This is a genomic window from Athalassotoga sp. (genome assembly GCF_049965695.1).
GTDB lineage: Bacteria > Thermotogota > Thermotogae > Mesoaciditogales > Mesoaciditogaceae > Athalassotoga.
Map to the genome: position 1 here is coordinate 56,218 of NZ_JBMFWB010000003.1, position 20,333 is coordinate 76,550.

The window sequence follows — 20,333 nt, forward strand, 5'->3', positions numbered from 1 at the left end:
TTTACACCACCTCTATTCCAAAACCACACATTCCCGGTCCAACATGCGTTGTTATGACTTTACCCGTCATATGAAAGGAAGCATCAACGACTTCATATTTTCCCTTCATCTTTTCAAGCAATTCTTTTGCTTCTGCCTCGGCATTTGCATGTACCATGCATAATATGACCTTAGATCCGAATGGAATGTATTTTCCGGATTGTTCGATAAGCATATCGTAAGCGTGGGACTTCCCTCTTGTCCTCCCAAATGGAATCATCTCTCCGTTTTTGTCTATCCAAACCCCAACTTTGAATTTCAGAACAGTACCGAAAAAGCCCTGAATTTTGGAAACGCGGCCTCCTTTCACAAGAAAAGAAAAGTCTGAAACGTAAAAGATGGCTTGAAATTTGTCTTTTTCTCTGTCGATAACAAGTTGTTGGACTATTTCTTTGGGATTCATTCCTTGATTCGCAAGTTCTCTTGCCCTTCTTGCGACAAGCGGAATGACGGAAGAAGCCAATTTTGTGTCAAAAATCTCAACCGGTATTTTGGCCTCTTTTGCCGCCGTTGCAGCGGAATTAGCCGTGCCCGACATCTTTGAAGATAAGGTCAAAACGACTATACCCTCGTACCCCGATTGCTCTGCATTTCTGTACTTTTGTAAAAACTCAAAAACCGTTGGTTGCGATGTTTTTGGTAATTCCGAAGTCTTTGATATCTTTTCGTAAAAATTCATCAATTCGGATGAATTTCTCGTATCATCTTCCTGAGTTCCATCAGACCATATGACCTTTAAAGGTACCATATCCACGTCTAACTTTTCAAACCAATCCGGAGCCATATCGGCCGTACTATCCACGAATATCTTTATTCGCAAATAGTCCACCTCCATTCTAAACTACGTTTTCAACTTGTTTGTATTATATAGCATTTTAAGCCGGATGTGCTAATCTAAAAATTTGGTGTATAATTATAAAAATCGTGAATAGGGAGGGGGATATCATGCTCAAAGATTTTCGTAATTTTTTGTCTCGCGGAAACGTCTTGGACATGGCTGTTGGAATAATAATAGGTATAGCCTTGGGTTCCGTGGTATCGTCGCTTGTTAACGATATCATAATGCCACCAATAGGTTTACTTATAGGGAAAGTTAACTTTGCGGATCTTTTCGTCAACCTTTCAAACAAACATTATTCTACCCTTGCGGCGGCAAAGGCTGCCGGTGCTCCGACGATAAATTACGGTGTTTTTGTGAACACCATCATCAATTTTTTGATAATCGCGTTCGTCGTGTTTTTGATGATAACTCTCGTCTACAAAACCCAAAAGAAATACCAAAAGCCTGCCGCTCCGGCACCCGTAACGACGAAAAAATGTCCTTACTGCAAAACCGATATACCGATAGATGCCGTGAGATGTCCCAATTGCACCTCCGATCTTTCCAATATTGAAAAAAAATCGTAGGTTCTTCTTTGAGAAGGTGAAGGGGTGGAGGAATTTTCAAGGAAAATCGTGTTTATACTGAAAAAATGTTAATTCCGTCCTTTCATCGATATATCCAGATCATGTCGAAATTAGAAGATACCTTGTCGATTTTGGGTTTTTGGAAAGAAAGGCAGACGGCAGTACTTATAAAAAGATATAACAGGGATATTCCCTGATAAGTCAAAAAATTCAAAGGGAGGTGTTTCTGAAATGTGGCGTAAGATATTACTGTTTTCGGTAGTGGCCGTTTTGGCATCGGCGATTTTTGCCGCACCTGTCACAATTCAATTCTGGCATGCAATGGGAGGTACTGACAGAATTCAACTTTTGCAAAATCTCGCAAATGAATTCATGCAGCAGAATCCGGATATCAAAGTTGACGTTCAATACACAGGTTCTTACACAGACACGATGACAAAGATGATAGCGGCCGTAAGGGCGGGAAATCCACCGGATCTTGCCATGGTATACGACATAGGGACTCAAATGATGATAGACAGCGGTGTGATAATACCCATCCAAAACATGATAGACAAGGATTCGTCCTTTGACATCAACACACTTGTTTCAGCCTCAAGAGGTTATTACACGGTAGGCGGTAAACTTTACAGTTTGCCATTTAACTCTTCAAATCCAGTCATCTTTTACAACAAAACACTTTTTGAAAAAGCGGGTCTCGATCCAAACAACCCACCAACTACATTTGAAGAATTCATCGCCGATGCACAAAAATTAACGGTTAAAGACGCTAACGGCAACACGATACAGTACGGTTTTACCTTCGGTAGTGGAGAGCCTCTTGCATGGTTTTTCGAACAATTCATGGCAGTTCAAAATGCTTTGCTTTTAAACAACAACAACGGCCGCGACGGCAGGGCTACAAAGGCTGTCTTTGCAAATGAATCTGGATTGAGGATCTTCAATTTCTTCAACGACATGATTCAAAATGGGTCTGCTATAAATGCAGGACCGGGCTGGGACAACGCAAGACAAATCTTCATCTCTCAAAGAGCAGCCATGCTCATAACATCTACTTCTGATGTCAACATGATGGTTAAAGCCGCTCAGTCAGGCAATTTTTCACTTGGCGTGATGTTCCTTCCACATCCGTCGGGCATACCTTACGGTGGTGTAATAGTCGGCGGTGCGAGTTTATGGATGGTCAACACCAACAACACTCAAAGAGAAGAAGCAACATGGAAATTCCTTAAATTTCTCGAAAGTGTTGATGCCCAGATTCAATGGAGTACTGGGACGGGATATTTCCCCGTCAACAAAAATGCGATAATAAAACTCATGTATCAGGGATATTACGCTAAAAACCCACCATACCTTGTTACCGTTTTACAACTTCTCATGTCCAACGTTACGCCGGCAACAAGTGGCGGGGCAACAGGAGCGTTTCCGCAGATAAGGACAGCCGTCGATAACGCTTTTGGCAAAATGTTCACCAAAGCGATGACACCACAACAGGCACTTCAATGGGCACAAGATCAGGCCAATCAAGCAATAGCAAATTACAATTCTCTTTATTGATAAGATGAAAGAGGGCACCAAATGATGCCCTCTTTTATACTTAACTTATTTTAAAAGCCGAATAGTCATTTACTTTAAACGTAGGGCAGGATATCCTAAAATTGTGATCGGAATTTAAAGTTGTTCAAAAGAGGTGATTGAATTGTCGAGAAAAATTTTCCCTTACCTTTTGCTTATACCGACATTTTTAATAGTCGTTATCTTCATATATTACCCCGCCTTTCAAACATTCAAACTTAGTTTTTACAAAATGTCCCCGTTTGGAAACAGGTTGTTTTTTACAGGATTTGGGAATTTTTGGTCTCTGTTTACTTCGGGGCAATACATTCAATCGGCATACACAACTTTGATCTTTGTTGTGGTCACGGTGGTCGCAGGCCTTACCATTTCTCTTTTCCTTGCACTCCTTTTGAATCAAAAGGTGCCAGGCATAGGCATATTCAGGACTTTGATCTTTGCCCCTTACGCTGTTTCGCCGGCCGTTGCAGGCACTTTGTGGGCTTTTCTGTTGAGTCCTGTTGCAGGATACATAAGTTATTTGTTTTTGGTACTTTTCAAAGCACAGCCCCAATGGCTTACCACCTATCCTCTTGCCCTCATAGCGATAATGATAGCGACGATATGGAAAAACCTTGGATTCAACATAATATTCTTTCTCGCGGGTCTTCAATCAATTCCGCAAAGTTACTACGAGGCGGCCACAATAGACGGGGCAAACGCATCAAGCAGGTTGATCAAGATAACCATTCCATTGCTTTCTCCGATAACCTTTTACCTGATCGTCATGAATGTAACTTTTACAGCCTTTTCGGCTTTTGCGACGATAGATGTCATGACCCAGGGAGGACCGGCCAACACTACATCTACTTTGATATACAAACTTTACCAGGATGGTTTTGTAAATTTCAACACAGGTTTCGCTTCGGCCGAATCTGTCATTTTAATACTTATAATGGCTGTGTTCACATACCTTTACTTCAAATTTGGCCAGAAGGCGGTGTTTTACCAATGAAAAAAAGTCAAAAGAAAATTCTTAGAACCATTTTAATAGAAATAGGGTTGATAGTGGTTTCAATCATCATCCTGCTTCCAATATTTCTGGCTCTAACAATGAGTCTTAAAAAACCTGCCGAGGTTTTCGTATATCCACCTAAAATCTTTCCAAATTCATTTTACATTCAAAATTACGTAAGTGCTTTTAACTCCATAAATTTAGGAAGGTTAATGCTGAACAGTTTGATAATGGGCATAATCATAACGTTGGGAAAGACTGTCTTTGGGATATTTTCAGGTTATGCTTTTTCAAACTTCAAATTCAAAGGTTCATCTTTGCTTTTTGCCGCTTTGTTTGTAACGCTTTTCATGCCGGCAGAGATGATAATGATAGTTCCGTTATTTCAGATAATGCAGAGTTTCCATTGGGTTAACACTTATTGGGCTTTGACAATACCGTTTTTGGCAAGTGCAACAACAACTTTTTTGATGAGACAACATTTTATGACCGTTCCGAAAGAACTTGAAGACGCGGCCAAAATAGATGGGGCAGGACCGATGAGATTTTTGTTTGAAATACTGGTTCCACTTTCCAAATCTACAATAGGCGGAATTGCCATGATAAATTTCGTTTACGCATGGAATCTTTATCTTTGGCCACTGGTAGTTACAAATTCGAACAACATGGCAACGGCACAGATAGGTTTAAAAATGCTCACAAATGTCGAATCTACAAGCAACTGGGGCGTTATAATGGCAGGCACGCTTATGGTATTGGCACCTACTTTGATTCTTTTCTTTGCGGTTCAAAAGTTATTTGTAAGGGGCATAATAACAACGGGACTAAAAGAGTAACGGGCAAAGAGGTTATGAGTGAAGATTAAACAGCGATGAGGACCGATATTTTCATGCGTTACGTGTGATTTTGAAAAAGCGTAAAGCGTTTTCAGAAGTTATTTTTTCCACCTTTTCGAAAGGTACATCAAAGATCAAAGACAAAGTTTCAACCGCAAATCTCACGTATTTAGGTTCGTTCCTTTTTCCTCTGACAGGTTGGGGAGATAAATACGGGCAATCTGTTTCCGTCAATATCCTTTCTATTGGTGAAAAAGACAGGATTTTTCTGAGATTTTCGTGCTTTTTGTAAGTTGCCATACCGCCAACACCTATGTAAAAGCCAAGATCAAGAAATCTTTTCAAATCCTCATTTTCTCCGTTGAAACTGTGAACAACCGCCGTAAGATCGAAATGTCTCACGATCTCGTAAGCATCGAAATACGCATCTCTTACATGAAGAATGACGGGTAAATTTTTCTTTTTCGCAATTTCAAGTTGCAATTCGAAATATTTTCTTTGCAAATCTCTTGGAGAAAGGTCTCTGTAATAATCAAGCCCTATTTCACCAACCGCCATGACCTTTTTTCGATTTAAAAGTGCTTCTACTTTTTCTTGCCATCCATTTTCAAGATTTACAACATCGTGGGGATGTATACCCACAGAGGCGTAGATTTTATCATGCGTCTCGGCAAATTCGACCGCTTTTTGACTCGAGTCAAGATCAAATCCAATTTCTACGGCGAGTTCCAAACCATCTTTTTCGAAATTTTCAACGATCTGCTCCCTGTCTTGATCGAAATCATCCATCGTAAGGTGCGAATGTGTATCTATCATTCAACTTCACCTGCGAATTCATGTGCTTTGTAAGTTATATTCCCTGCTCCCATGAAAATGTAAAGATCTGCTCGTGTTTTTTTTAAAGTCTCGACAATTTCATCAAGTTTAACAAATTTAGCAGATTTACCTTTAGATTTTATGTCACCGGCAAGCACTTCAGAGCCGATATTGTTTTCATCTTCAAAGGCACCGAAAATTTCCGTTACATATATTTCGTCGGCAAAGGATAGAACATCCGCAAAATATTTTTCGAATTTTGAAAATCTTGTATACCTGTGAGGTTCAAAAATCGCGATTATCTTTTTAAAATAAGGCTTTACAGACATAAGGGCAGATTTCACCTCATCCGGAGTGTGCGCGTAATCATCGATAACTGTCGATTCTCCGTCATGCAAAACCTCAAGCCTTCTTTTTAAGCCCGGATAATCAGACAGTGCCTCTGCGCATTTTTGAAATGGAAGGCCAGCCAAAATGCCACCCGCAATTGCCGTTGTGGCATTTGCGATTTGATGAACTCCGGCAATGTTGAGTGTGGCTGTTACTTCAGCATTGCCGTATTTTACCTTGAAAACTTGTTTTTTAAATTCCGATTCGATGGGCCAGTATTCGATATCCCCACCTTTTCCCACCTTGATGGAGGCATCAAAATCAAAATCGAAAGGTACTGCAGTGTACTTCGCTTTCTTTAAAAAATTCACCACTTTTTCGAATTGCAACTTCGAATCATTTTGATATCTGTCAAGATGATCGTATCTCAAGTTAGTTAAAAGTCCAATTTCAGATTTCACATCTTCCATCTTTGGATCGGATTCATCGACTTCAAAGATAATGCCGCCTTTACCAGATTTAAAGGTACCAAATGTTGAATTAACAGGTATCGCACCACATATCATCATCGGATCCAAACCGTTTTTAGTCGCTAACCATTGAGACATGAAAGTTGTAGAACTTTTCCCGTCTGTGCCGGTAATGCCTATCAACGGATTTATTTTTGAGGTAACAAAATCCATACGTTCGACAACTTCAAAACCGGATTTTTTGAAATCGTCAACAGTTGCTTTCGGAACGGCAGAAGAAACAACGACGATATCAGGATGATCGATGATCTCATTTTTGCCTGTCGTGACTTCTATTCCAAGATCTCGGATGATTTTTATCATCGGTCCGTCGGACAGATCGCATCCTGTAACTTCATAACCGACGTGTTTTGACCAAAGGGCAAGCGCACTTAAGCCCATACCACCTATACCGACAAAATGTATTTTCAAGTTAATGCCTCCACAAATTCTTCATTGATAATGAATCAATCATAGATATTCAATTTTTAAAATTTACTTGGTGTATTTATGTTATCATCTTTTACCAAATTTTAAAAGTGTTTAAATATTAATTTCAAAAAAAAGAAACCTTTAAATCGTTATTCAATGCTATACTTAAACAGAGATAAGAAAGTTTGATGAATATAACTTTATGGAGGCGAATGGTTATGGCAGTTCAAAAAATCAAAGAAGACGTTTTTTCTTTAAGGGCTAACGACTGGGACAGAACACTTTTCGATGAACTCATTCCTCTGCCCGACGGCACAAGTTACAACGCTTACGTTGTTAAGGGGAAGAACAAGATCGTACTCATCGACACCGTGGATCCCAGAAAAACAAAAGAACTCATCGAAGATTTGAAAAGTTTGGATTTGCACCGGATCGATTACATCGTATCCCAGCATTCCGAGCAGGATCATTCCGGATCCATTCCTGAAATTTTGAAGATGTATCCCATGACCGAAGTTGTCACAAACAAAAAAGGAAAGGAATTCTTGACCGAACTTGTGAAGGTACCAGAAGACAAATTTTTGGTCATCGAAGACATGGGTACAATGGACATTGGCGGGAAAACTTTAAAGTTCATCTTCACACCGTGGGTTCACTGGCCCGAGACTTTTTCGACTTACCTTGAGGAGGATAAAATACTTTTCACATGCGATTTTTTTGGATCTCACATAGCCACAAACGATCTTTTCGCAACGAATGAAGGTAAAGTAATGGAGGCGGCCAAAAGGTATTATTCGGAGATAATGGTGCCGTTCAGAACCTCCATAAGATCAAATCTTCAAAAGATAAAAGATTTTGACTTCGAGATAATAGCACCGTCCCATGGATGCATTTATCAAAATCCAAAGATGATAATGGATGCCTACGGTGACTGGTCTTCTGAAGAAGTCAAAAATGTTGTCGTCATTCCATATCTCTCAATGCACGGAAGCATTCAAAAGTTCGTCGATCGTTTTGTAAGAAAACTCCAAGAGAAAGGAATCGACGCAAGGCCATTTGACGTCGTAACCGCAGACATAGGCAACATGGCAATGGCTTTAATAGACGCGGCAACGATAGTTATTGCATCTCCGACAATGCTTAGCGGGGTCCATCCGAAGATCGCTTACGTCGCATATTTGGCAAATGTGTTAAGGCCGAAGGCAAAGTTCGCATCCGTGATAGGTTCTTACGACTGGGGAGGACGCGAGGTCGATGTACTTTCAGGTTTACTGGGCAATTTGAAGGTTGAGATGATACCGCCTGTACTCATAAAAGGAGACGGCAGGGAGGAAGATTTGAAAGGAATAGATGATCTTGCAGAACGAATCTCTCAAAAACACAGATCGATCAACCTCTAAGCACAGATTTCGTCACCGTCATCACATGCACCTTTTCGGTCCCGCATGGCTTACCATGATGGCCGATATGGATGCCGCAAGCACGATAAGCGCGGCCGAAGTGGGTGCAACGTTTAAATATGGACTGATATGGTTTATGTTATTGCTTATAATTCCGCTTTTTTTCATTCAAGAAGCGGCGGGCAGAATAGGCGTCGTGACACAGCAAGGGCTCGGAACGGTGATAAGAAAGCATTACTCAAAAAGTACTGCCCTTGCGCTTACGATTCCCATGGTTATAACGGACGTTATAACCTACATCGCCGAATATGCAGGCATAGCGATAGGACTTAAGATTTTTGGAATATCTCCTTTCATATCTTTGCCCGTCGTTTTTGTTTTACACATCCTGCTTATAACGAAAAGAAAATACGCCCAATTCGAGAAACTCCTGCTTGCAATCTCGGGCGTTTTGATAACGACATTCGTGATCACTTTGATTTTCAGGGGAATCAAACCGTACTCGCCTGTCTACATTCTTCCGTCAACTTCTTTCTTCTTCATGCTTGCGGTGACCGTTGGAGCCGTGGTAATGCCTTTTATGCTCTTTTTTCAGGCTTCGGCTGCGGGAGAAAAGGTCTCGTCCGCACGTGAACACTTAGGTGAAGAGGGAGAGACGTATTTGAAAAGAAAGGCCCTTTCCCTTTCAAAAAAGGAAACTTTGATAGGGGCAATAGTCACGGAGATTTTGATGGTTGTGGTTGAAATGGTCGCCACCGGTATCGATCCATCCGATAATCTCATGTCACCCAAAGAACTCTCGACGATACTCTCTTCGATAGCCGGCCCTCTTTCTCCTTACATATTCGGTATAGGACTTGCCGCCGCAGGCTTCCTTGCGCTTGTGGTTGTATCTTTGGGAAGTGCATGGGGCTTTGTGGAAGCGGCAAACATTCCAAAGGATAAAGCATGGATAGTGTACGTGCTTGAAAGTTTGCCGGCAGTTTTTGTTCCGATGATCTTCAGTTCGGATCTTATAAATTTCATGCTTAATTTGATGGTTGTCTTTGTTTTCGTGCTCATAGGTCCGGGAATAATGGTAGGCGTTATTTCTTCAAACAAAAAGATCATGGGAGAATACGTATCCAACAAAAAATGGAAAGCATTTTACTGGGGAAGTCTTTCATTTGTTTTGATCTTTGGATTTATAGCCTTAAAGAGTCTGTGAGGGAAAAATGGAAAATATAAATGATTTGAGCAGCAGTTTTCAAGATTATCTTTTGGATATATTGAAATTGGGCGATGAAAAGAAAGTCGTAAGGTTAAAAGATATAGCCGAAAAAAGAAAGGTGAAAATGCCTGCGGTAAATGTGATGTTGAAAAAAATGGAGAAGGCGGGACTCATCGTCCACGAAAATTACGGGTACGTTGAATTGACGGAAAAAGGGATGGAACTCGCAGCACAAATAGAAAAAAGGCACAAAGTGCTTTACAAATTTTTAAAAGACATTCTTAATTTACCTCAAGAAATTGCAGAAAAAGACGCTCACAAGATAGAGCATGATCTTGATGAAAAAGCGATCAAAAATATCTCTGCTTTTATGGAATTCGTGGATCTCATGGAGAAGAAATTTCACACGCGCGAGTGTTTTTGTTTCTCATATTTTTCGGAAAATGGCGATCTTCCATCCGAAGACGTGTGTAAAACACGTTTGTTGTTAAGGTTCAAAGATGAGCCAAAAAACAGTAAATAGATAGAGAGGTGATTTAAATGAAGATTGGAATTATAGGACTTGGTCGAATGGGTATGAATATGGCTCGCAGGCTTTTAAAAAACGGTCATGAGGTTGTCGCCTACAACAGAACTTTTGAAAAAACTCAAGAGATTGAAAAGGAAGGCGCGATTGGCGCTCAAACTCTCGATGAACTTGTAAATCATTTAAGCGAGCGTAGGATTGTCTGGATAATGCTTCCTGCCGGTAATCCGACCGATGAATACGTTGAAATGCTCTCCAAAATTTTATCAAAGGGAGATATGATAATAGACGGTAGCAATGGATTTTACAAGGATGATTTAAGACGTGCGGCATACCTTGAAAAGTCAGGGATTAACTACGTCGACGCGGGTGTCTCGGGTGGAATATGGGGTTTGGAAGTTGGTTATTGCACTATGATAGGTGGTAAATTGGAAGATTTCAAATACATCGAGCCTATTTTGAAAGCACTTGCTCCAGAAGAAGGTTATATGTATTGCGGTGACACAGGTTCAGGTCACTACACAAAGATGATTCACAACGGCATCGAATATGCACTGATGGAATCCTACGGAGAAGGTTTTGAAATTTTGAAATCTTCACCTTACGGGGCAAATCTTGATCTCAACAAGGTCGCACATATTTGGAATCACGGCAGTGTCATCAGATCATGGCTTTTAGAACTCTTAGAATCAGCATTTGAAGAGGATGGTACACTTTCTAACATAAAAGGATATGTCGATGATTCAGGAGAAGGCCGCTGGACTGTCAAAGAAGCGGTTGATCTCGGAGTATCGGCGAATGTAATAGCCTATTCTCTGTTCAAAAGATTTGAATCAAGGCAAGATGATCTTTTCTCCGATAAAGTTATAGCGGCGCTGAGAAAAGAATTTGGCGGCCATAAAATTTACAAAGAAGATGATAAAATTGATCCAACCGGAGAAAAAGATCTTAACATGTAAAGATTTTTTCTGCACGGAATCGCTCCCAAAACCCACAGGCATAATAATTTTTGGTGCATCCGGAGATCTGACACATAGAAAATTGATCCCGTCGCTTTTCGGTTTGTTTTTGAAAGATTTGCTTCCGAAAAATTTTTACATTCTCGGAATAGCGCGCACCAATTTCACGGACGATGAGTTTAGAGAAAAAATAATCTCTGAATTGTCAAATGAGGATAATACCTCTAACGGCGACAAAATTCAAGCATTCTCGAAAAGGTGCTTTTATCTTTCAGGAGATTATGAATCACTTTCTTTGTATTCCGATCTTAAATGGAGCATTAAAAGCCTCGATAAAGAATTTTATACCGATAGAAACAGGATATTCTACATGGCCGTTCCTCCGGATCTTTACACCCCTATAATAGATAACCTTGGGGATTTAGGTTTAACTTACGACGACGATTCATCTTATTCGAGAGTCATCGTTGAAAAACCATTTGGGTTCGATCTTGAAAGTGCTGTGGAACTTGATAAAAAACTGCACCTTGTCTTAAGGGAAGATCAGATTTACAGAATAGATCATTATCTTGGAAAAGAAACGGTGCAGAACATACTGATCTTCAGATTCGCAAATTCTCTTTTTGAACCCGTATGGAATAACCGTTACATAGACAACTTTCAAATAACCGTAGCAGAAGATCTTGGCGTTGAACATAGAGCCGGATATTACGATCACGCGGGAGTTATAAGAGATATGTTTCAAAACCACATGATGCAACTTTTATCCCTTGTTGCGATGGAACCACCCGCATCATTTGATGCGGATGGAGTTCATGATGAGAAGATAAAATTGTTTAGATCTGTAAGAAAATTTCCGGAAAATGAATTGAACAGGTGGATAATCCGCGGGCAATATGGGGCAGGAGAAATAGATGGCAAAGAAGTGGTCGAATACCGTCATGAAAAAGGAGTGAATCCGGAATCCAAAACAGAAACATTTGCAACGGGAAAATTTTTAATAGATAACTGGAGATGGAGCGGTGTGCCATTTTACATGAGATCTGGCAAAAGACTTCAAAAAAGGGTAAGCGAAATAGTCGTAACGTTTAAACATGTTCCTCATTCCATCTTCCCGCAACTCTCCACTGATAACATACCGCCGAATATTTTAAGAATAAACATCCAGCCGGAGGAAGGTATAGTTTTGTCTTTTCAGGCAAAACATCCAGGACCAAAGTTGTGTATGAGCACACTTACGATGAATTTTGATTACGAAGAAGTATTTGGAGAAAAACCTCCGGACGCGTACGAAAGATTGCTTTTAGATTGTATGCTCGGAGATCAAACGCTTTTTGTGAGAGATGACGTCATGAAAGAATCATGGTCTATCTTCACGCCGATCATTCAAAACTGGCAAAATGAACAGGAACTGGTAAAAAACGAATTGCACATCTATCCATCCGGAAGTTGGGGACCGATGGAGGCAGATGAATTACTTCAGAAAGACGGCAGATCATGGCATCAACTGTGAGTGGCAATTATGCTGAATCAAAGTTTAAAAATAGAACATTTTAGCGGAGGACAGGATGCCCATGAGGAAGCCTTCGCAGCGAAGCGAGGACAGATTCCGAAGGGGCACCTGTCGGAGTTAAAATGAATAGATGATTTTTACATGATTTAAGGTAAAAGCAAATCTTGCTATTGACAATTTATTTTTTTTGTGGCATAATATTCAAAATTTCAAGGAAGTGTTGAAATGATTATATGTTTAACATGTATGACTTCTAAAATTAACAACAACAATAATAACTCAATCGACATCGGTCGGTTGGGTTAGTTTTTGATACAAAAATCCCAAAAGGCCGATGAGAAAACTCATCGGCCTTTTAAAATTTTCAGGAGGTGTTAGAATGGTAAATGTTCAGGAAAGTCTCAAAGTAAAAAGAGAAGTGTTAGAGATTTCAAGCGAGATCATGTCTGAATCCGGACAATTTTTGAGGAAATCTGGATTTATAGAAATTCTACCGGTTATCATTTCTCCGATAACCGATCCTCTCAACCACAGCGTTTTTGACGCTTCGATCGATTACTACGATGGCCAGTATGCTTTAACCAAATCAATGATCTTTCACAAACAACTTGCAGTTAGAGTGTTTCCGAAAATCTTCACATTTTCTCCGAACATACGTCTCGAAACGGAAGAAAAAAAATCAACTGGAAGACACCTTATAGAATTCACGCAACTTGATCTTGAAGTCAAAGATGCAAAAAGGGATGATATTTTAACTCTTATAGAAAACATGTTCGTGGAAATTTTTAAGGGTGTCGATGAAAAATTTGGTCAGATCATCAGAACTATGAATCCTCATTTTTCAATTCCCAAAATTCCTTTTGAACGTGTGAAATACCTTGAGGCTTACGACGAATATGGTCCTGATTTCGAAACTATCCTTTCAAAAAAGGCCACAGAACCGTTCTGGCTCATAGACATCCCGATAGAGGAAAGAGAATTTTACGATAGGTTAGACGGAGATGATAAAGTGCTTGTCGATATGGATCTTATATACCCGTATGGCTTCGGGGAAGCCATTTCCGGGGGAGAAAGAGAACACGAATACGAAAAAATTCTTTACAGAATGGGTCTTAAAGGCAATGATCAGAAAGCCTTAAGATGGTATCTTGACGAGGTAAAAAAAGGGATTCCACCTTCGGCGGGATGTGGAATCGGTATAGAAAGACTTACAAGATTTGTATGTAACTTAAAGCATGTCTCTGAGGCAAGGTTGTTCGCAAAGGTACCAGGAACTGTGTCAATATAGAAAAACAGCCCCTTAGGGCTGTTTTTACTTTTTAGTGTTTGAATATCTTTTGTTAAACCTATCAACCTGTCCTTCAATGTCAACTATGTTTGACCTTTTACCTGTGAAGAACGGATGGCACGCGGAACACACTTCTAACGTTATCTTATCTTTCGTAGATAACACTTTGTACTCTGCACCACACGCGCATGTAGCCGTAACTTCGTGCAACTGTGGATGTATACCTTTTTTCACGTTAAAACCTCCTATGAAGACTTCTCTTTTATTATAACATCTTTTTCTTTTTCCGGAGTAACTTTTATTCTTCTCAAAGATTCAAAAAGCACGACGATAAATCCTATGATTAAAGGTATGAAATACCTCAAAATTCCCCATTCTATGGTAATGGTTGCAAGATATCTTCCCGGCACTATCGCCGAAAAGAAGAGGTAAAATTCACCCTCCGCGGTTCCGGTTGATCCGGGCGTCGGAGAATAATATATTATAAGAGTGGCAAGCGATTGAATCGCCAAAACATCCAGAAATTCTTGAATACCGTTGTTGAAAAGGCCCAAAGACGCTATCGTTGGAAGTACAAGCAAAAGGCCAGCACCGCTTGATACAATCGAAAGTACAAAAACAAGAACCAAAATGTAAGGTTTCTGGGTAAAATTCTTCGCACTGTCTGAATATTTTCCTATCTCATTATCAAACCTTTGAAGTAACCATTCGGCTTTTGGCCTTATCCTTTTGCTAAATTTGAACAGCGCTATGAATTTTCTTATAACGTTGAAAAACATGTTGTAAACTTTCCTGTTAAAATTGAAAAGTATCATAAGCACTATTATCGAGGATGATATGATAAAGCCGATTATGGCAAGGGAAAGGGCGGAAGGAACACCGTTTAACAACACTATGGCGCGTCTTAATTCAAAAATTGCTATCATCTCTATCGCACCTTGCCAGGCTATAAATTTGAAAACGAGTATAGAAGTTGATATTCCCGGTGAAACTCCGACTTTATTTAAATAAACCACTTGCATAGGTTGACCGCCAGTCGATGAAGGCGTTATCATTCCAAAAAAGTTGGATATGATGGTTGCTTTCAAAGATCGGAAAAAACTTATCTTCGATTTTGAAAGTCTAACGAGTATGTAAGTGTTGAGCGCATCCGTTACCCATGAAACTAACATGAGTCCTATACCGATGAGACCCCACCAACTCTTCAAAAAGAAAAAATAAAGATCGTTGATATTTATGCCGCCTCCGAAATAATTGAGCAAATATATCATCACAGCAGACACTATACCTATGATGACGGCATAAATCGCGAATTTTTTCAATTTGCATCACCAATTATCTTTTTAAGCGCTTCTTCCTCATCCATTCCAAAATTCATCTTCATTTCAGTTATTTTTTCGAGGGTGTGTTTTATCTCCATACCGTCCATCTTATACTTCTCCTTTAAGAGAGCACCGTTAACTTTTTTAAGCGTTATTTTCGATAAATCATCCAAATATTTAAAAGCACTTTTTTCCGTTCTTTCATCGTAAGCAAGCACAAATGTTGCCTCAATGGGAAGTGATTTCATCAAAATGTAGAGATCGAAATTACTTTTTGGATTTGCAACTGATGAGATGAACTCATCGTTTTGGATCGATGAAAGAGCGTTAACGAATTTTGAAGGCATTCCATAAAGTTTTATTATTTCAACCGATCTTTTGAACTGACAATTTTTGAGAATAAGCAAAAAAATGGCGTACAATTTGTTTAACTTCACGAATTCATCCATTTTTGCCATTGTAAAGAATTTCGAGAAGTTGATGTTCGACTCACAGTAAAGCGCCTTTAAAATACCATATTGTTGATAAAATTCGAATATCTTAGAAGCCCTCTCATCTTCAACGGATCTTTCAAATTCCGATCTGATCCTTGAAGGCGTCACAGAAAAAAGATAACCGTTTTTAATCGCACTCATTAGCAGTGATTCTGTGTTCGACGATAATCCGTAATCAAATCTTGCGGCATATCTTAAAGCCCTGAGAATTCTCGTCGGATCTTCTACAAAACTCAAACTGTGCAATACACGTATCTTTTTATTTCGAATGTCTTCCATTCCACCAAAAAAATCTATCATCATTCCGAAATTATCCGGAGTTAGATCTATCGCCATAGCGTTTATCGTAAAATCCCTTCTGTAAAGGTCTCGTCTTAAATTAGATCTTTCAACCTTGGGCAACGCCCCTGGCGCTTCATAATACTCCGTACGTGCCGTTGCAAAGTCTATCGATATTCCATTTAACTTTATCGTTGCCGTCCCGAATTCCGGATATGTAAGACACCGAACATTTCTAAAACTCGCAAAAGTTTTTGCCATCTCGATTCCATCACCTTCAACGACGGTATCTATGTCAAGACTTTCCGTGCCCATGATGAGATCTCTTACAAAGCCTCCAACTGCGTATATCTTTTCTCCCCTTGAAAAGGCAAATTCACCGATTTCTTTAAGCATAGAAAAAAGTTTAGAAGAAAGGGTTTTTTTCATCTTGTCGATCATATTCCATACAATGCGGTATTCCATCGTTGTGCTTACGATTGCCCTTACAAGGTCTCTCCTTGTTATTATTCCAATTACCCTTTGATCGCCATCGACAACGACAATTCGTCCAACATCGTGAGTGGCCATCAATTCTCCTATTTTATGAACTTGATCGTCACCTTTGACGGTTATAACCGGTATGCTCATCACAAGTGATAAATCATCGATATCGGATTTGATGGCACGATCAAGATCTTTTTTTGTCACCATGCCAAGCGCGTGATTTTCTTCATCTACAACCGGAAGTCCTGTAAGGCCTGTTTTGTCGATCACCTTTTTCACGTCTGAAACGCTGATTCCGACTTTAACGGTTGTGACCGGACTTGTCATTATATTTTCGGCTAAAAGATTCACTTTTTCTGAAAATTCCGCCATAATTGAACCAAGATTGAAACCGGATTTCACGCAAAAAGCAAGGGCGAGCACATCATCTTCATCGGTTATCGGATCAAGTAAAGATTTTGTTTTTGAATATATCACAAAGGCAAACAACTTCATATCTTCGACGGAGGGATTTAAATGCTTTTTTTGAATTTTCAACAAAAGTCGGGATGTTTCGCATCTCGAAGATTCCAATGCCTCTTCTTTTTGATTTATCTCAAAATTCCCAATCTGAGTAAATTTCTTGAGAGCATCGTCAGGTTTGCCAGCGAGTAAAATTTTAGACGATGGATAAAGATATTTCCACGCCACCGCGCTGCTTAATCCATCCAAAGTGGCAGGGAATTTCTTAACTTTCATATTCCAAATCACGCTTATTTTCATCAAATACGAAAATCATACTTTTATTCTCCTATCACCGTTACTCCCGTACCACCTTCACCTTCACGTCCTATTCTGAATTTGACGTGCTTTGATCTCAGAAAAGACCATATACCGTTTGAAAGTTTTCCGGTGCCTTTGCCGTGAATTATAAAACCAACCGAATTAGATTTTATCATATGCTCAATAAATTCTTCAACAAGCGGAATAGCATCTTCTACCGTTAGTCCTCTTACATCTATTTCATTTGAAATTTTTTCATTTTTGACATATTCGACGTTTTCTCTGTCTACGTTGATTTTTTGGGGTTTTTCAATCTTTTCGAGTTTTTCAGGAGAAATTTCGACATTCGATCCTTCAACATCAAGGATGACCGAATCTTTTTTGAGTGATTTTATCTTTCCAACCACATCGGTACCTTTTATTTTTACGTAAGATGTTGAATCAAAAGAAAGATTCGACGATTTTTCGGTTTCAGATTTTTCAAGAATTTTTCTCAATTCTTCAAGTTTTTTGTTTTGCATCACGAGTTCATCTTCGTTTTTTGATGATCTTAACCTGTGTATGGCCTCTTCTGTTTCTTTCTTTATCTCGAGAATCTGATCTGAAAGCAGCCTTACTTCCGAAGATAATTCTGCTATTTCTTTCGATTTCAACTTTTCAAATTTAGATTCGTAATCTTTTTCTTTTTGGTCAAGATCTTTTTCTCTTTGCGTTATATTTTCAAGTTTATTTTCGTAATCGCGGATTTTGGTTTGAAGTTCTTCTATGAGCATATCGCCGTTTGAAAAAGCGGTCGATCGATTTTTCTTAAAATTTTCTATGATTTCTTTTGAAACACCCATTTTTTCGATGATTTCAAGTGCTCTGCTTCTGCCCGGCAGATCCATGTACACGCGGTAAGTCGGCTCCATCTTTTCGATATCAAAACCCACCGAAGCATTTCTGACATTCTTAACGGAATAGGCAAGGTTTTTAAGTTCCAAAAGGTGTGTGGTGACAAGCACCTTTGTGCCTTTAGAAATCAAGATATCAAGGATAGACTTTGCAAAGGCAGCACCTTCAGATGGCTCCGTCCCCTCTCCTATCTCGTCTATCAAAACGATCGTTTCAGCGTTTGACATCTTGCATATTTCATTTTCCCTTAAAACTCTCGCAGAAAAAGTGCTCAATTCATTTTTAACGGACTGATCATCACCTATGTCAGAGTAAAGTGATTGAAAAAGTGAAAGTTCGGTTCCGTTTTTTGCCGGGATAGGAATGCCAAGCGCGGACATCAGGGAAAAAAGGCCTATCGTCTTTAAAAAGGCCGTTTTACCGCCCATATTTGGCCCGCTTACGACTATAACACGATCTGTGTCCTTTATTTCAACATCCACCGGAACGACTTTGTCATTTGAAATGAGCGGATTGCTACCTCCTACCACTTTGATGAATCCATCCGTTCTTACCACCGGTATGATGCATGAATTCTTTAGACTGTAAGAAACTTTTGCGTAAATAAAGTCAAATTCACCCATTGCATTCATGAGTTTGAAGATCGTCTCGGCGTTCTTGGCTATCATATCAATCCCGTTGTTGACTATTTTCGATATCTCGATAGATTCTTTAGATCTCGCTATGGCGAGTGCATCGTTAAGTTCTATCATCTCTTCCGGTTCAACGTAGTAGGTGAGTCCCGTTGCCGATTGACCGTGTATTATGCCTTTTACCTTGGATCGGCTTTGCGCATCGACGGGAAGTACATATCTTTCGTGCCGCTGGACAACAAGCGCTTCTGAAATGTAACCTGATTTCACTCCTTCTACGATCATTTTTTTTATCCTGTCATCTATTTCTTGCTCTATTCCATGTATTTCCTTTCTAATTCTGACAAGTTCTGGAGAGGCACTGTCTTTAACACTTCCATCCGGATTAAAGGTTTTATCGCAAAATTCGACAAACCCTTTCGGAGGAATCATCTGTACCGCAATGCTGACCATCGAAGGCACAGACAGAAGTAAATCTGAAATTTTTTTCGAAATTCTGAATAGTTCGCCAAAATCAACAAGATCTTTTGTGCCGATTCTTTTGCCGTTTAAAATTGATTTCAAAGGTTCTTCCATGTATTCAACCTTGGACAACAGAGAAGTTATTTGTTGAAAGACCTCTGTAACTCCGATAACCTTTAAATATTCCTGCCGCGGATCCGAGTCAAATTTCAGATTATCAAAATATTTTCTCCCGTAAGGAGAAAAAGATAGATCTTTTAAAGTATCTATAAAAGTGTAGAATTCCAATTCTTGAAGGGTTTTACGATCGACTTTCAAAACTTCAACCTCCAAAATTATAATTCATAGAGACCGTAAAAGGACTGAGGAGTTGGCCAAAATTCGCTGAATCAAGAAAAGTGTAAGAAACGAAAAGATCGAAACCAAGATAATTTTTAATCACCAAACCCGCACTTAACGCATTTGAGATCTGGGCACCTATTGATCCCTTGTAACCGCCTACAATGCTGAAGAATTTCGTCAGAGGAAATTGAACGCCGGCACCAAATTCTTTTGATGTGAAGTTAACGAAAGTGTTAACATCAAAAGATGAAGATGAATAACCGACTCCAAGGATCACCTCTGCCGGATAATTCTCGACAGTCGGTGGCGTGGATTGCCATGTTATGGAAGCCAATGCATTTTTCAAAACAGCCGCAAAAGTGTAGTTACCCGTTTGAAATATGCCACCCAAATCCATTGAAAACCCATTTATCACGTCTGTGCCAAAAAAGCCGTTCATGTCCGTGCCTATTGAGATATTTTTCATTCTGTAAGCAATTGCTCCGGAAAATATGTATTGGGAATAATTTAAATCGCTGACATCTACCGATCTGGTCGTTTGCATTGAACTGCCAAAGTAAAAGTTGCCGGCGTTTAAAGATCCGGCAAGAAAATCGTTTCTTATGACTCCCAAGTAATGTTCCACATGGGAAAAGAAAAAGCCGCCTTCAGTCGCGATTCCGGCAGGATTGTAAGCGATGGATTGCGGTCCTGCAAAAACGGTGTATAAAGCACCACCCATAGATATGCCGTAGGCGGATGGATTGTCTAACTCGTCCAGCACATCGCCAAAAGTGACAATCGAAAAAAACGTTAGAAGTAAGAAAACATAAATTATCTTTTTCAT

19 protein-coding genes are annotated in these 20,333 nt (G+C 39.6%); 11 read left to right on the top strand and 8 right to left on the bottom strand.

Translation table 11 applies throughout. The features are described from left to right. Position 1: 1 nt before the first annotated feature. On the bottom strand, positions 2-868 hold the full coding sequence (locus ACP5NR_RS01620; RefSeq protein ID WP_428005864.1) for a DegV family protein: 867 nt from the start codon (positions 866-868) through the stop codon (positions 2-4). Positions 869-984: 116 nt separating this feature from the next. Here ACP5NR_RS01620 and mscL point away from each other — a divergent pair, with 116 nt between their 5' ends. From mscL to ACP5NR_RS01645, 5 genes are all read left to right on the top strand, one after another. Next, positions 985-1,446, top strand: coding sequence for a large conductance mechanosensitive channel protein MscL (gene mscL, locus ACP5NR_RS01625; protein ID WP_428005847.1), 462 nt, complete (start codon positions 985-987; stop codon positions 1,444-1,446). A gap of 109 nt (positions 1,447-1,555) precedes the next feature. Further along, entirely contained in the window at positions 1,556-1,627 is a 72-nt protein-coding gene (locus ACP5NR_RS01630) for a DUF2087 domain-containing protein (protein ID WP_428005865.1), read from the top strand. Positions 1,628-1,677: 50 nt separating this feature from the next. Further along, positions 1,678-3,003: an ABC transporter substrate-binding protein gene (locus tag ACP5NR_RS01635; RefSeq protein ID WP_428005848.1), complete on the top strand. Its 1,326-nt coding sequence runs from the start codon at positions 1,678-1,680 to the stop codon at positions 3,001-3,003. 133 nt (positions 3,004-3,136) lie between these two features. Beyond that, on the top strand, positions 3,137-4,015 hold the full coding sequence (locus tag ACP5NR_RS01640) for a carbohydrate ABC transporter permease (protein ID WP_428004474.1): 879 nt from the start codon (positions 3,137-3,139) through the stop codon (positions 4,013-4,015). Beyond that, on the top strand, positions 4,012-4,851 hold the full coding sequence (locus tag ACP5NR_RS01645; protein ID WP_428004475.1) for a carbohydrate ABC transporter permease: 840 nt from the start codon (positions 4,012-4,014) through the stop codon (positions 4,849-4,851). Before ACP5NR_RS01640 ends, ACP5NR_RS01645 begins: the two co-directional genes overlap by 4 nt. Positions 4,852-4,902: 51 nt before the next feature. Here ACP5NR_RS01645 and ACP5NR_RS01650 read toward each other — a convergent pair whose 3' ends face one another. Together ACP5NR_RS01650 and ACP5NR_RS01655 are read right to left on the bottom strand one after the other, a co-directional pair. Next, complete coding sequence (locus ACP5NR_RS01650) at positions 4,903-5,667, bottom strand: TatD family hydrolase (protein WP_428005849.1); 765 nt, start codon at positions 5,665-5,667, stop codon at positions 4,903-4,905. Further along, positions 5,664-6,938, bottom strand: a complete 1,275-nt coding sequence (locus tag ACP5NR_RS01655; RefSeq protein ID WP_428004477.1) for a glutamate ligase domain-containing protein — start codon at positions 6,936-6,938, stop codon at positions 5,664-5,666. The genes ACP5NR_RS01650 and ACP5NR_RS01655 overlap by 4 nt, the downstream gene beginning before the upstream one ends. Before the next feature lie 218 nt (positions 6,939-7,156). Between ACP5NR_RS01655 and ACP5NR_RS01660 the strand changes: the two genes are divergently transcribed. From ACP5NR_RS01660 to ACP5NR_RS01685, 6 genes are all read left to right on the top strand, one after another. Beyond that, complete coding sequence (locus ACP5NR_RS01660) at positions 7,157-8,338, top strand: FprA family A-type flavoprotein (protein WP_428004478.1); 1,182 nt, start codon at positions 7,157-7,159, stop codon at positions 8,336-8,338. Beyond that, positions 8,289-9,545, top strand: coding sequence for an NRAMP family divalent metal transporter (locus ACP5NR_RS01665; protein ID WP_428005850.1), 1,257 nt, complete (start codon positions 8,289-8,291; stop codon positions 9,543-9,545). The genes ACP5NR_RS01660 and ACP5NR_RS01665 overlap by 50 nt, the downstream gene beginning before the upstream one ends. Positions 9,546-9,552: 7 nt before the next feature. After that, the gene (locus ACP5NR_RS01670; protein ID WP_428005851.1) at positions 9,553-10,071 is read left to right on the top strand and encodes a metal-dependent transcriptional regulator; all 519 of its coding nucleotides are present in this window, start codon (positions 9,553-9,555) and stop codon (positions 10,069-10,071) included. Positions 10,072-10,088: 17 nt separating this feature from the next. Beyond that, positions 10,089-11,033: a phosphogluconate dehydrogenase (NAD(+)-dependent, decarboxylating) gene (gene gnd / locus ACP5NR_RS01675; protein ID WP_428005852.1), complete on the top strand. Its 945-nt coding sequence runs from the start codon at positions 10,089-10,091 to the stop codon at positions 11,031-11,033. Continuing rightward, entirely contained in the window at positions 10,990-12,546 is a 1,557-nt protein-coding gene (gene zwf / locus ACP5NR_RS01680; protein ID WP_428005853.1) for a glucose-6-phosphate dehydrogenase, read from the top strand. Before gnd ends, zwf begins: the two co-directional genes overlap by 44 nt. 379 nt (positions 12,547-12,925) lie before the next feature. Then, positions 12,926-13,834, top strand: coding sequence for an asparagine synthetase A (locus ACP5NR_RS01685; protein ID WP_428005854.1), 909 nt, complete (start codon positions 12,926-12,928; stop codon positions 13,832-13,834). A gap of 24 nt (positions 13,835-13,858) precedes the next feature. On the opposite strand, the gene rpmE is transcribed toward ACP5NR_RS01685, so the two are convergent. Genes rpmE through ACP5NR_RS01710 form a run of 5 tightly spaced genes read right to left on the bottom strand, consistent with a single transcriptional unit; the run spans position 13,859 to position 20,333 of the window. Further along, positions 13,859-14,068 carry a 50S ribosomal protein L31 gene (rpmE, locus tag ACP5NR_RS01690; RefSeq protein WP_428004484.1) on the bottom strand — a complete coding sequence of 70 codons (210 nt, stop codon included), beginning with the start codon at positions 14,066-14,068 and terminating at the stop codon, positions 13,859-13,861. A gap of 11 nt (positions 14,069-14,079) precedes the next feature. Then, on the bottom strand, positions 14,080-15,156 hold the full coding sequence (locus ACP5NR_RS01695) for a lysylphosphatidylglycerol synthase transmembrane domain-containing protein (RefSeq protein WP_428005855.1): 1,077 nt from the start codon (positions 15,154-15,156) through the stop codon (positions 14,080-14,082). After that, positions 15,153-17,153, bottom strand: a complete 2,001-nt coding sequence (locus ACP5NR_RS01700; RefSeq protein WP_428005856.1) for a CBS domain-containing protein — start codon at positions 17,151-17,153, stop codon at positions 15,153-15,155. The genes ACP5NR_RS01695 and ACP5NR_RS01700 overlap by 4 nt, the downstream gene beginning before the upstream one ends. A 44-nt stretch (positions 17,154-17,197) precedes the next feature. After that, positions 17,198-19,483, bottom strand: a complete 2,286-nt coding sequence (locus ACP5NR_RS01705) for an endonuclease MutS2 (protein WP_428005857.1) — start codon at positions 19,481-19,483, stop codon at positions 17,198-17,200. A 4-nt stretch (positions 19,484-19,487) separates the two neighbouring features. Next, complete coding sequence (locus ACP5NR_RS01710) at positions 19,488-20,333, bottom strand: hypothetical protein (RefSeq protein ID WP_428004488.1); 846 nt, start codon at positions 20,331-20,333, stop codon at positions 19,488-19,490.